The sequence below is a fragment of the Nitrosospira sp. Is2 genome, from assembly GCF_033095785.1.
Lineage (GTDB): Bacteria > Pseudomonadota > Gammaproteobacteria > Burkholderiales > Nitrosomonadaceae > Nitrosospira.
This window is the reverse complement of the sequence record NZ_CP137134.1, coordinates 25,837-39,406: the sequence shown is the minus strand read 5'-3', so window position 1 is coordinate 39,406 and position 13,570 is coordinate 25,837. Positions and strand designations below refer to the sequence as shown.

General features: G+C 59.3%; 7 protein-coding genes. 5 read left to right on the top strand and 2 right to left on the bottom strand.

Annotated features, from left to right (window positions below; genetic code table 11):
- Positions 1-42: 42 nt before the first annotated feature.
- Positions 43-2,205 (bottom strand): hypothetical protein, encoded by a 2,163-nt coding sequence (locus tag R5L00_RS00170; protein WP_317652747.1) that lies wholly within the window; start codon positions 2,203-2,205, stop codon positions 43-45.
- Between the two features lie 263 nt (positions 2,206-2,468).
- On the bottom strand, positions 2,469-4,610 hold the full coding sequence (locus tag R5L00_RS00165) for an EAL domain-containing protein (RefSeq protein WP_317652746.1): 2,142 nt from the start codon (positions 4,608-4,610) through the stop codon (positions 2,469-2,471).
- 380 nt (positions 4,611-4,990) lie between these two features.
- Between R5L00_RS00165 and R5L00_RS00160 the strand changes: the two genes are divergently transcribed.
- From R5L00_RS00160 to R5L00_RS00140, 5 genes are all read left to right on the top strand, one after another.
- Positions 4,991-5,923 (top strand): histone deacetylase family protein, encoded by a 933-nt coding sequence (locus R5L00_RS00160; protein ID WP_317652745.1) that lies wholly within the window; start codon positions 4,991-4,993, stop codon positions 5,921-5,923.
- A 421-nt stretch (positions 5,924-6,344) separates the two neighbouring features.
- Positions 6,345-7,616, top strand: a complete 1,272-nt coding sequence (locus R5L00_RS00155) for an ABC transporter substrate-binding protein (RefSeq protein WP_317652744.1) — start codon at positions 6,345-6,347, stop codon at positions 7,614-7,616.
- Positions 7,613-11,728, top strand: a complete 4,116-nt coding sequence (locus R5L00_RS00150; RefSeq protein ID WP_317652743.1) for a PAS domain S-box protein — start codon at positions 7,613-7,615, stop codon at positions 11,726-11,728. The genes R5L00_RS00155 and R5L00_RS00150 overlap by 4 nt, the downstream gene beginning before the upstream one ends.
- A gap of 119 nt (positions 11,729-11,847) precedes the next feature.
- Positions 11,848-12,243 (top strand): VOC family protein, encoded by a 396-nt coding sequence (locus tag R5L00_RS00145; RefSeq protein WP_317652742.1) that lies wholly within the window; start codon positions 11,848-11,850, stop codon positions 12,241-12,243.
- A 56-nt stretch (positions 12,244-12,299) separates the two neighbouring features.
- A complete protein-coding gene (locus R5L00_RS00140) occupies positions 12,300-13,544 on the top strand; it encodes an EAL domain-containing protein (protein WP_107692889.1) in 1,245 nt (414 codons plus the stop codon).
- Positions 13,545-13,570 lie beyond the last annotated feature (26 nt).

Genomic DNA, 13,570 nt, shown 5'->3' with positions numbered 1-13,570 from the left:
TGGGACCCCGACACGCGGCCCTGCAGTCGGGCGCAGTGCTGTTTAAGGCCTTCGAGGCCCGTCGAACAGGCCCATCAGCCATAGGAGAATAATGGCAACGACGACCCCGGCGATGATGACATAGTACGGCCACACCGGTTTCTTGTCGGCGTAGGGATCGGTCAGGGAGCGATGCGAGCCTTCCGGCAGGCGGGCGAGCTTGGTCAGGGAGGTGCCGAAGGAGATGTTGATGAGCGCCCTCGAATTGATCGCCCAGCCATTTGCGTCCAGCACGGGGCCAAGGTTGCGTTTTTTCAATTTGAACCATGCAATGATCATTGCCGGACCGGAAATGATGAGGATGACGCCGAGGATGGCCAGCGGAATCTGCCAGAATTTCAACCCCAGTATTCCGCCGACAATGGATGCGAGCACACCGCCGATGGCGCCGAGTGCCAGCCCGATCGCGGCAAAAATACCGGCGAATTTGCCCACATCGAAAGGTGGCTTCGGCGGTGGCGGGGGAGCGCCCGCCACCACAGGCGTGCTGGTGGCGACGGCGGTCTGGATGAGCTTTGCATCCGCCGCCGCGGCCCTGGCTGCGGCGAGCTTCTGTAACTGATCGTTGACGAACCTGATCAGTTTTTTATACGGCGACCAGAACGCCTGCCGGATACTGATGGGGTGGTCGACAATGCGCACGATGGAAGCGTCCCAGTCATTGCCCTTGCGATCATAGAAAATTCCGTTGCGGCCCACCATGAGAAAGTCCGAATCGCCGGCGGTAAAGGCAGCAGCGATGCTCATTTTCTCCGCGCCGCCATTGCGCACGCAATCGCAATACGCGAGGTACAAGCCACTCATATTGGCAAATTCCGCGTGCTTGGCGATATCCTCGACCCGTACGCAGAGATCGCAACTGCGGCCGTCGAGATAAAGGGTTCCCAGCTGGAATATCGCCTTCTCCCGTCCCGTGTAAAAGCTGCGGAACGATACGAAGTTATTCACCAGCTTGTACAGATCGCGGCGGTAGCGCAGCAGCCGTTCCATCGAGTGGGTTGCCTTTACCTCCGTTTCCACCGATTTATCCAGTCCGATCAACCCATCGATCGCGTCCCGATGGTCGCTGGCCGCGATCTCGCGCAGACGCGCCAGGCCCAGCTGCTCGACGCTGCCCGCGGGCTTGGCCGCCTGCCATGCCTCGAATGGCTCAAATCGGGCGCAAAGCGTTGCCCACTCCGACCTCGACAGGCTTTCCTTTTTGCCGAACAGGGGAATGATGACGAGTTGTCGCAACGCTTCGATCGGTTTTTGCCACGCTGGGTTGATGCCGGCAACCAACGGCAGGGGTTTGTCCGGCTCCACTGTCGCCAGAGGGAAATTGGCGATATCGCTGCTATCCGTGGACAGCGTTTGGGCCGCAATGCCCTGGTAATCTTCCACGGATCGGCTGAGCGGCACGGCAGCGCGTACGTCGTAAGCAGCCAGGCTACAGCGTGTGAAGTAGTCGCTGATTTTTTCCTTTACCGCGTGAAACGCATCCGCCGCGGCGCTGGTCTTTTCCCCAACGAAACGGATATTTGCGTCCCCGTCCGCTTTGGCCTGCCAACCGAGGTAGGCGGCAACTTCCGCGAAAAATGCATCGCTCATTTCCTGGTTGACGCCGGGCTCTCCGCTCAGGTCGACTGCCGGCCCGAGGCATTTGATCATGTCCAGGACCGTTGCGCGCACGTCCTCGTCGGCAATGCGCGCGGCGGAAATGATGCCATCGCCGTTGAATTCCAGCCCGGCGACGAATTTTTCGATATCAGCCATGTCCGCCATGGAAATGGTGGCGGCATTGGGTTTGCCCAGATTTTTCAGGATGTAGTGCGCCGAAGCCAGCACCTGCCGGCCTTCCTGGGTGCTATCGTTTATTTCCGAAAGCGCCAGGCTATCTCCGCCTTGCACCAGCAGATCGGGGTTTCTCAGCAAGCCGCCTGCCCAGCCAATCGCACCCAGCACTTCGTTTGCATGCACGCGCGCATCATCATCAGTGTCGATCAGGTCAAGCGTCCTGGTATCGAATTCTATGCCCCTTGTCGGGCAGCTCAGCGCCACCCATAGCTTCTGATCCAGCTCTTTTAATGCCAGCAAGTCGGCGCCGGTATCGATCTGCACCTGGTCGAAACCACCGGCGCGGAAAAAATTCCATGCGTGTGGGGGTAGGAGTGAGGGCGTGGCCATGATTTATCCTTCTTTTTTATTGATTATGCCAAACAGCGCTTGTTTCCGCCGCTTCTTGTCACGCAGTCCTGGAATAATCCCGGATGCGCCAATTCCCTAGCCCGACGCTGACGCTGGGGTTTGAAAAGGTCCAGGTAAAGCCTGCGGTGATACCGGTTATGCCATTATGGACGTGCCCGGCATTCCTGTTTTATAGATGCAGCGCGCGAGTATTGCAAGCAGGCGATAAAGACCTGATGGACGAGCAGAGTCAGGGAGCAACGTCAAGGTATGGAGGGAACCGGCGGTGCTTGCTTCACTCCGGGCCCGGTGAATCCCTTGAATCCCAGTCTTGTGAGCGTTTTCACCTCTGCTTCGGTCTGGACACCGCCGGCAATGACCATGATACCGTTGCCGCGAGCCAGGGTGCATAACCCTTTCAGGAATTTCTGATTGCTCTTGTTCTGATTGATGCCGTGCACAAAGCTGGGATCGACCTTCAGATAATGCAGGCCCAGGCCGGTCAACTGCCCAAACTCATCCCGGTGGTGGCCGAAGTGCTCGATGCCGGTGCGGCATCCGAGTTCCCGGAAGATCTGGCAAAAATCCCGCAACGCTTCAATATTCCCGAACGCCCCCTGCTCCGGCACCTCGACCCAGAGGCGCGAGCACAGGCCGGAGTGCTGGCGCAGCAACTCTACGAGCCTGTCGCGATCATCCCGGGCGGCGACCGATTCGATGCACAGGTTGATCGCCAGGTCGTCTGTGCTCGACTCCAGCAGCTGGAGCGCGTGACGGATGACCGTCAGGTCGAGCGCGCCGGTCAGGTTGAGGCGCGCCGCAATAGTGATGAAATCGCTTGCGTCAAGCCAGCCCCCATCAGGCTGGGCTTGCATGCGCACGAAGGCTTCCTGGTGCAACACGGCACCAGCGGCGCCAGCCACGGGAAAGAGAACCAGTTTAAAGCGATCCTGGGCGAGCGCCTCGCCGAAGATATCGCGCCAGTTGCTGATATCGCGAGCAGGTGCGGCTGCGGATAAGGGATTGCTGATATGCCAGGCATTGGCGCCCGCTCGCTCGGCCGTCGCCAGCGCGCTGTCTGCCTTGGCGAGAAGGTCACCCAGTTTATCCCCCCGATGATAATGAATGGCGCCGATGTGGTAGAGGTTGGCTGAGTCAGGGCTAAGCTGAGACGATAGCGCGGCGAGCTCGCCCATCAACCGGTTCGCGAATTCCGTTGCATCCTCCATATGCGGGACGATAAGGGCGAAATCGGAGCCGTTCAGGCGCGCTGCGAGGCGACCGGCGGGCTCGCCACCCCCTTCGCCGGCAATCCTGCTGACGAGATCGCCTATCTGCCGCAGCAGCCTGTTTGCTTGTCTGTAGCCAAGCTTCTGGTTGATCTGCTCTAGCCCATGCAGGCGTATGAGGAAGAGTACGCCGCCTGCTGCCTCATCCGGAATGACTGGGGTGGTACCCGTGTTCGCGGCAGAAACGGGATGCCCGCCATCGCTCGCCGGAGCTTCTTCGCCAGTTGCGCCATTAGCCCCACTGCCTGCACTGATGCTTTCGCCACCGGCAGCAGGCACGGTATCAGCATTGCCCTGCGTCTGCGGAGCCTGCTGACTCTGCGCCTCTGGCCCGGTCTCATCAACATCCAGCAATTTACCGAACCGGTCCATGAAATACTCGCGCGTGGAGAGTCCGGTGATGGGGTCGTGGTTGATCTGCTGCTGAAACGCGTCCAGCCGCAGGGCTTCCTCAAGGGTTCTGTTGTGCAGACGTCTTACCAGGTCGTTCATGGCGCGTGCGATAGTACGCAGCTCGGCAATCCGCGGTTCGGAGACGGTGAGAAAGCTCCGGTCAAGAATGGCCTCTGACTGGGCAACCATCGCGGCCAGCGGCTTATTGATACGTTGCAGTATCAGCATGCCGATAAATCCGCAGAGGATGCCGGCAGCCAGAAACCAGCTCAGCAGGGTTTCGGTCTGCTCCCATAGGGCCTGATGGGCGAGACTGGCGCTGCTCACGACTTTTATCACACCAAAATTGATCCAGCTATCGGGAATCTGGGCCAGTCCCGCGGGGGCGCTGATGGGGAAGAGTTCGACGAACCAATCCGGAACACCGGTCGCTACCGGGTTCGCCACCCGTTCGATGATGACCTTGCCATCTGGGGACGTGATTGAAATCGTCGCGTACTGGCCGCTGCTGAAGAATGCGTCGATCTGCAGGCCGACAGTGACCGGGTCTTTCCCCAGACGGGAAATGGAGTGAGCGAGGGCATTGGCGGTATCGACATTTTTTCGGTGCAACTCCTGCTCCAGATAGCGGTGGGTGCTGAGCAGGCTTACCGAAATACTCCCGGAAAAACTTGTCAGCGTAACCAGAATGACGGCCAGCCAGAGTTGTCGAAAAAGTGACATTGCAACGCCTGATGTTAGGGAAGCGATAAATATACCGACGACCGCGAGACCTCCGCATTGCCGAACAGAATGCGCGAAAGGCGACGAGCGGATGCGAGCCCGCGGGCGGAGCAGCATCTTCGGAGGAAGGTGCCCGCCGGGGGCACCTTCCCGCCATCCCTGGGGAGATCGCAGACCGAGTCAGGGATCCTGCTCGCGCGCCTTTTCTTTTTTTCTGATTCTACCTGCAACGCGCACGCGGCGGGCCGATTTAGAAATTGCACTCGAGATTATCACGGACTGGACGGTGGTTCAATTTCAGAGGAAGATCGAGCGCGAGAAGAACATCCGCCCGGGTGAGCTCAATGTCAGCCCACGGGTCTGCCGCCTGAAAAACATCGATGCGTACCGCTTTCATCTCGCACCCCGACTGCCTGTTGCACGAATGCAGTCCATATCATCCTGAATCCCCGGCCCGGCTACAGGCCATAGAGGATGAACTGCTGGCATGCGGCCTTATGCCGCAACTGGAACGTCATCTTGCGCCGCTGGCAGCTCTCCAGCAACTGCAGCGCGTGCACGCACCCGGTTACATTAAAATGCTGGAGGCAGCAAGCCTGCGCGCATCTGCAACCGGCGGGGCATATCTCGATCCTGACACCGCGATGAACCGCCATTCCATGAAGGCGGCGTTGCGAGCGGCGGGCGCGGTCGTGCTCGCAACGGACCTCGTAGTGCAAAAGAAGACGGACAACGCGTTTTGCAGCATCCGTCCCCCGGGCCATCATGCGCAACGCAGCCAGGCCATGGGCTTTTGCTTTATCAACAATGTCGCGGTCGGAGTGGCGCACGCCCTGGAGGCACATAAGCTGGAGCGCGTCGCTGTGGCTGACTTCGACGTGCATCACGGCAACGGCACCGAAGATATTTTTCGGGACGATGCGCGGGTCATGATGGTTTCCACATTCCAGCACCCCTTCTATCCCTACCAGGGCCTCGAGAAGCGCTCCGACCGAATGGTCAATATCCCGCTGCCGGCTGGCGCCGGGGGTGAGCTGTTTCGCGCCGCCGTGCGTGAGTTCTGGTTGCCCGCGCTGGAGCGCTTCCGGCCGCAAATGCTGTTTGTCTCGGCCGGCTTTGACGCGCATAGAGACGATGATCTTTCTTCGTTGAATCTTGTGGAAGAGGATTACGCCTGGGTAACCCGGATAATACGGGAAGTTGCCAGCCGCTTTGCCGGTGATCGGGTGGTATCGGTTCTCGAGGGCGGCTATCACCTGAAGGCGCTGGGACGGAGCGTGGCGGCTCATCTGCAGGCCCTGAATGCTCCATGAGCATGCTCCGGCCGTTCCCCGCCGTTCCCGATCGTTCCCCGAGCCCTCCTTATAAATGAACCAGAGCGGTGCCGCGCTCATGCAGCGCGCCCCGCCGCATGCGGCGTGGAACCTGAAGGAACTTGGGGAACCTCAGCACAACTTAAGGGCCAAACCAGGATCTGAACCCAGCCTGACGCAGAATCCGAACGGGCCTCGATTAAAGGTAGGCCTCAGACGGGAACCCATGGCGGATCTACGCGGCGCAAGAGGTTATAAGTGGGTTGGCCGGGGGTTATCAGCGTTTCTTCTTTAATTTTACCGATCTGTTTCGCAACACGACCATTGTGTCTATGATAAGGACGTACTCACCACAAGGTTATTCAGACTTTGATTATCAGCCTTTCAACCGGCACCTTATGGTCATGGCGGAAAACACGCGGTGAAGATCAGCTATAAGTCGGGCGTGGCACTTGTTCTGCTGATTGTTCTGCTGGGCGTCGGTTTCGTCATATGGCATCACAACGCTCGCGCGCAGACCAGCATCAGGGTCGGCGTACTGCATTCACTGTCGGGTCCGATGGCCGTGAGCGAAAGGCCATTAGTGAATGCAATCCAGCTTGCCATCGACGAGGCCAATGCATCCGGCGGAATAAACGGACGGAAAATAGAAGCTCGGGTAATCGATTGCGGGTCTGATCCGGATGACTGCGCCCAGGACGCGGAGCGGCTGATCACGGAAGACTATGTCGAGGCCCTGTTCGGATGCTGGACGTCGGAGTGCCGGAAAGCGGTGGGGCAGGTCGTCGAGAAGCATCGCCACCTGCTCTTTTACGCGCTGCGGTATGAAGGCATGGAACAGTCGCCGAACATCATTTACGGCGGCGCTGTACCCAATCAGCTGGTCATGCCGGCGGTTCACTGGGCATTGGAAAATCTCAGCAGGGCCGGGGGGCCGAGCCGAGGGGGTAAACGGGTGTATCTGGCCGGCTCGGACTACGCTTTTTCGCGCGTGCTGAATGTCCTTATGAAGGATTTACTCGCTGCGCACGGCGCGGAGGTGGTGGGCGAGCGCTATGAGCCACTGAAGAGCACTGCAATGGACGACCTGGTAGCTGATATCGCCCGTCGGCAACCGGACGTTGTGCTCAATACCATCAGCGGCATCGACAATGCCGCATTCTTTAACGCCCTGCGGGAGCAGGGGCTCACCGCCGACAAGGTTCCCGTGCTCTCGTTCAGCATCACCGAGGTGTTGACCGCCGAGGATACCGCACGGATGGCCGGCCATTTTGCGGCGCGGAATTATTTCCAGACTGTTCCTACCATCGAGAACCAGGCTTTTTTGAAAAGGTTCAGCAAGCGTTTCGGTTCCGAGGCCATGGTCGATAGCCCGGCGGAAGTTTCTTATGTCAATATGAAAATGTGGATTGATGCGGCGCGGGAAGCAGGTTCCGGCGAGCTGAGCCGCGTGCAGCGCATCATCTTGCGCCAAAGCCTGCCTGCGCCCGAGGGTGTGGTCTCGCTCGATCCGGTTACGCGCCATGCATGGAAAGTGGCGCGGGTCGGCCGGGCGCGCCCGGACGGTCAGTTTGACATCGTCTGGGAATCGGGCCGGCCGCTTGAGCCTTCGCCATTTCCCTCGTACCGGTCGCGCGAAGAGTGGGATTCTTTGCTCAAGTCGCTCGGGTTGGCTGGGGAGCCGAAAACATGATGCGGTTCACGTCACTCACGCAGCGCTTCGCGGTCTGGTTTGTCGCGGTCTCCCTGCTGCCTATCCTGGTCATCGGGTATACGCTGCTTCGGACTTTTGAAACCGAGATGGAACAAACCGCCATCCGGCAGGTTTCCGCGATGGCCGATATGAAAGCGGAGCAGATCGACAGTTATCTGCGCGAGCGTCTCCTCGATGCGCGTGTCATACAGACGGCAAGCACCACGCGCCAGGCGGTGCGCGAGTTTGCCGAGGTCCATGCCCGGTGGGGCGTGAACTCGGATGCCTATCATCGCCTGGACGCCCGCTATCGCGAGCACTTCAAACGGTTTGTGGAGGAAGCCGATTATTATGACCTGTTCCTGATCTCCCGGCAGGGGCAGATCGTCTATACCGACGCTCATGAGGCCGACTTTGACACCAACCTGATCACCGGTCCGTTTCGAAACACCGGCTTGGGCATGGTGACCCGCCAGGCATTGAACACCCTGCAGGACGGCGTTTCCGATTTTGAACGTTATGCGCCATCCCATGGCAAGATCGCTGCGTTCATGGCGTTCCCGATCGTTATTCAGGGCAAGCTTGAGGGCGTGCTGGCGCTGCAGATCTACAGCGAGCGCGTTTTCCAGGTGGTGACGGACAACGTCGGGCTCGGGGCGAGCGGCGAAACGGTGCTGACGCGACTGCTGGATGAACGCACCGGCCTGGTGATGGCTCCCCTCAAGCATGAACCCAATGCGGCGCTGGAGTTCAAGGTGCCGCTCAATAACCCGCCTTCTTCGGCTGCGGTACAGAGCGGCTTGCACGGCGAGCGCGGGGGTGGCCTGAAAACGGATTACCGCGGGAAGGAAGTGGTGGCGGCATGGCGATATCTGCCGCGCATGAACTGGAGCATCGAGGTAAAGATGGATGCGGACGAGGTGTTTGCGTTTATGCAGCGCGTGCGCACCTTCGGCCTGCTGATCTCCGGTCTGACCCTGGTTGCGGCTGTACTCGGCGCACTCCTGTTCAGCCGCCGTGTCGTCACCACGTTGAAAAATCTCAGCCAGAGCGCCCGCCACATTGCGGCGGGAAACCTTGAGCAGCGCGTACCGGTGGAAGGATGGGACGAAATAGGGCAGCTGGCGAGGACTTTCAATACCATGACCGAGCGCCTCAACGCCAGCAACCGCGAGCGCGACATTGCCGCAAACAACCTGCGGCAACTCAACCAGGAACTGGAAGAAAGGGTGGCAGTACGGACCGCTGACCTCGAGCGCGCCAATGCGATCCTGGTCAGCAAGGAAGAGGAAATGCGCTCCATCGTGGAGCATATGGTGGATTGCATCATCACTATCGACGACAAGAGCATCATCCGGTCGGTCAATCCGGTAATAGAAAAACTTTTTGGATACACGCGCGATGAGGTGATTGGCCAGAATATTTCCATGCTCATGCCCGAACCCCATCGGAGCAGCCACGACTCGTACATCAACAGGTATTACCGCACCGGGCGAGGGCGCTGCGAATTCGATCATATCCTCTCGCTTGAAGTCGAGGGCATGCATAACATAGGCATGGGCCGGGAGGTCGAAGGGCGGCACAAGAATGGAGAGCTCATCGACCTGTATGTCGCGGTGAGCGAATATTTCGTCGGCGGAAACCGCTATTTCACCGGCGTTTTGCGCGATATCCGCGAACGCAAGCGCGTGGAACAGGCGCTGCGCGGCAGCGAGCAGCGTTTTCGCGCCATCGTGGACAACCTAGCCGCGCTGGTTGGCGAAATGACCCCTGATGGTGTCGTGGTGGATATCAACCGTACCGCACTGGAGGTAGGCGGCCTGCGGAGCCAGGATGTCATTGGCAAGACGCTGGACGAAACGGGATGGTTTTCCTACAAGCCGGAGGTGCAGGCCCAGATTCGAGAAGACATCAACCGGGCGCAAGCCGGGGAAATAGTTCGCCGTGACGTTGAGATACGCATTGCCAATGGCGGTCTCATGACAGCTGATTGCATGCTGGTGCCGGTTCTCGACCCCAAAGGCCGGGTCGTGAAAATAATTCCTTCTGCAATCGACATCAGCATGCGGACACGCATCCTTAAGGAGTTGCAGCAGGCACGCCTCGACGCCGAACAGGCCAATCAGGCAAAATCGATCTTCCTTGCCGCCATGAGCCATGAAATACGCACGCCCATGAACGGCGTGATCGGCATGGCTGACGTATTGCAGCAAACCAGCCTCAGTGGTTACCAGACGGAGATGGTCGATCTCATCCGGGAGTCGGCCTTCGCCCTGCTGGAGATCATCGACGATATTCTTGATTTTTCCAAAATCGAGGCGGGCAGGCTGGAAATCGAGCAGGCCCCCATGTCGGTGGCAAAGGTGGTGGAAAAGGCATGCGGCATGCTCGAAAGCCTGGCGGTCAGAAAGGGCGTTGAACTTACGATGTTCCTGGACCCGGCGATACCCGACGAGGTGCGGGGCGACGCCTTGCGCCTGCGCCAGGTGCTGGTCAACCTAGCGAACAACGCGATCAAATTCTCCAGCGGCCAGCAGGAGCCCGGCCGGGTGGCCGTGCGCGCGGTGCTGATGGAGCGCAGCCTCGACCAGGCGACGGTGGAGTTTCAGATTATCGATAACGGCATCGGGATGGACGAGGAAACCCAGTCGCGGCTTTTTACCTCCTTTACCCAGGGCGATGCATCCACCACCCGCCGGTTCGGCGGGACGGGCCTGGGGCTGGCAATCTCCCATCATCTGATTCAACTGATGGGGGGGTCGGTCAGCGTGACGAGCGCGCTGGGCGAGGGGTCCGTTTTCACGGTGCGTCTGCCGTTTACGTCTCCGCTTGCCGCCCCCGCCGCGAGCAAGGTTGTGGATCTGACCGGGATCTCGTGTCTCGTCATCGGCGACCCGAAGGGGCTGGCGGACGATCTGGCGATCTATCTGGCATATAGCGGTGCGACGGCCGAGCGGGCGGTGGATGTGGCGGAGGCAACTAAACGGATCGGGAAACTTCCCCCCGGCTTGTGGCTGGTCATCATCGATGCGGGACACGACCTTCCGCCACTCGAGACTGTACGCGCCGCTTTCCATGCCCGGCCCGACGTCGATCCCCACTTCGTGGTGCTCGAGCATGGGCATCATCAGCCCGACATCGAACCGCGCTTTGTTGTGATCAGGCGCGGGCGGCGCCGTCACGAGCGTACCGAAACCGTGGATACCGTCACGGTTGACGGAGATGTCATGCATCGGGACGCGTTCCTGCGGGCGGTCGCCCTTGCGGCGGGACGTCTGCAGGAAGAAGCCGAAGTGCGTCCGCCCGAGCAGGTGGAGGCGGTGGCGGTGCCATCGCGGGAGCAGGCCATGAGCGAGGGCAGGCTCATTCTGGTGGCGGAGGATAATGAAATCAACCAGAAAGTGATCCGGCAACAGCTGACCTTGCTGGGATATGCCGCAGACATTGCCAGCAATGGCCGCGAAGCGCTGGAACGCTGGAAAAGCGGGAACTACTCCCTGCTGCTGACTGATATCCACATGCCGGAGATGGACGGCTACGAATTAACGGCGGCTGTCCGTCAGGCGGAGGGGGAGGTGCGCCGCGCGCCCATTATCGCTTTTACCGCAAATGCGCTCAAGGGAGAGGCCGAGCATTGCCGTGCGGTGGGCATGGACGATTACCTGAGCAAGCCCGTGCAGCTTGCGCATCTAAAAGCTATACTGCAAAAATGGATGCCGCCAGTAGCCGCAACCGCTCAGCTGATCAAACTTGCGACTCCTTCGGCAACGCCGGTTTTGCAAAAACCGGTAGACGTGAAGGTTCTGGAACAGCTGGTCGGGAATGACCCTGCGGTAATTGGAGAATTTTTACAGGACTTCCGCATCAGTGCGGCAAAAATTGGAACCGAACTGCGTGCTGCCATCGTCGCGGGGGATACCGTGCCGGCTGCCGCCGCCGCACATAAGCTTAAATCGTCGGCCCGTTCCGTCGGCGCCTTGGGCTTGGGTGAGTTGTGCGCAGAGATGGAGCGGGCGGGAAAGGCGGGGGATGCCGCGGCGTTGAATTCGCTTTTGTCGCGTTTTGAACTGGAGTTGGCGACCGTGGATAAATATATCGCATCATTGGCATAATAGGCATTCTCGGTAGGGTCGGACGCGGGTCCCACCGTGCTTCCACCAGGTGCATCGCGGTTTTTTCCTGTCAACGAATAACATAAAGTGAGTCGGCAATCGACTTCTGGGGGTACTTGATGGCAACTGCCAGGCCGTTCCTGATGTTTACGGGCAACGCGCAAGCCGCGATGGATCTGTACGTCGCCACTCTCCCTGATTCCCGCATTATGCGCGTTGAGCGCTACGGGCAAGGCGAGCCCGGCCCTGTCCATACAGTCAAAGTCGCAGTTTTTGCTCTCTGTGGCGGCGAGTTCATGTGTTCGGATAGTCCCGTCAAACATGATTTTACGTTTACACCTTCAAGCTCAATTTTTGTGGAATTCTCTACTGAAGAGGAGCTTGACCGTGCATTTGACATACTGTCTGATGAAGGCAAGGTTTTTATGCCGCTGGGCAACTATGGTTTTAGCCAGCGGTTTGGTTGGGTAAGTGACCGCTTTGGTGTTTCCTGGCAGCTCAACCAGGCCGTCTAATAATTCATTCAAGCCGAAGTCGCTTCGCGGTCGGCGTAATTCAGGCGATAAAAGCAATGGTTGAAAGATCGGAAATCAGAATTCTGGTACTGGACGATGAGTCCTTCATGCTGAAGCTGCTGAGGCGCGTGCTCGTAAACGCGGGCTTTACCAATGTCACGCTGTGCGACAGCGGGCAGGCTGCGCTGGACCGGATTGCCGGCCTGCAGGGGGGGCCGGATGTGATCCTGCTGGACCTTAACATGCCCAAAATGGATGGGATCGAGTTCGTGAGGCACCTGGTCGGGCTGCACTACCAGGGCAGCCTCATTCTGGTCAGCGGGGAAGATGAGCGCATGCTGCGAACCGCCGAGAAACTGGTTCAGGCCCATCATATTCCCATACTTGGTTACCTGCATAAGCCGGTCAAGCCTGAGGCCCTGGCCGCACTGGTCGAGACATGGGTCCCTTCCGCAACCAGTACCGGTGGACCGGCGAAAAAAGCATATAGCGTGGATGAGTTGCGGGCCGCGATCGACAACGGCGAGCTGATCAATTATTACCAGCCCAAGGTGTCGGTTGCCACCGGCGACGTGGTCGGCGTCGAGACGCTGGTGAGATGGAGGCATCCGGTCGATGGTATCGTTTTTCCGGATCAGTTCATCAATGTGGCCGAAGCCGGGGGCCTGATCGACGCTCTCACACGGGTGGTATTCGCCGGGGCGATCGAGCAGACGAAAATCTGGCGCGAGGCGCAGCTACCCTTGCGGGTCGCGGTGAACGTGTCCATGGATAATCTGGCATCCCTGGACTTTCTCAATTTTGTCGCTGAGCTGACGGCAGAAGCCGGTATCGCGCCGCAGGGCATCGTGCTGGAAGTGACGGAAACAAAGCTGATGCAGGACACGCGCGCTCCGCTGGAGATCCTCACCCGGCTGCGCCTGAAGCGCTTCCGTCTGTCCATCGACGATTTCGGCACCGGGCACTCTTCGCTGGCTCAGCTGAGGGATATTCCGTTCGATGAACTGAAGATCGACCAGGGCTTCGTGCACGGCGCATGGGCAGATGAGACCCTGCGCGCCATGTATGACGCGAGCTTGTCCCTGGCACGGCAGCTGGGAATGGAAGTGGTGGCGGAAGGCGTTCAGGATCGCAACGACTGGGAGCTTCTGCGCAGCACCGGGTGTGACTTGGCCCAGGGAAATTTTATGTCGCGTCCCATGTTGCCCGCGGATCTGCCGGGGTGGGTTGAAAGCTGGCGCGAACGGGTGCGGAATGAGTTATTCTCATCCCTGCCGACGCGCGAAGGTACGAAGGAATAGACGCAGGAATAGCCCACCCGACCGGC

Bases quoted from the DNA above. Each gene is read 5' to 3' on its own strand.
- R5L00_RS00140 (WP_107692889.1), top strand. From the start codon at position 12,300: ATGGTTGAAAGATCGGAAATCAGAATTCTGGTACTGGACGATGAGTCC.
- R5L00_RS00150 (WP_317652743.1), top strand. From the start codon at position 7,613: ATGATGCGGTTCACGTCACTCACGCAGCGCTTCGCGGTCTGGTTTGTC.
- R5L00_RS00165 (WP_317652746.1), bottom strand. From the start codon at position 4,610: ATGTCACTTTTTCGACAACTCTGGCTGGCCGTCATTCTGGTTACGCTG.
- R5L00_RS00145 (WP_317652742.1), top strand. From the start codon at position 11,848: ATGGCAACTGCCAGGCCGTTCCTGATGTTTACGGGCAACGCGCAAGCC.
- R5L00_RS00160 (WP_317652745.1), top strand. From the start codon at position 4,991: ATGCGTACCGCTTTCATCTCGCACCCCGACTGCCTGTTGCACGAATGC.
- R5L00_RS00170 (WP_317652747.1), bottom strand. From the start codon at position 2,205: ATGGCCACGCCCTCACTCCTACCCCCACACGCATGGAATTTTTTCCGC.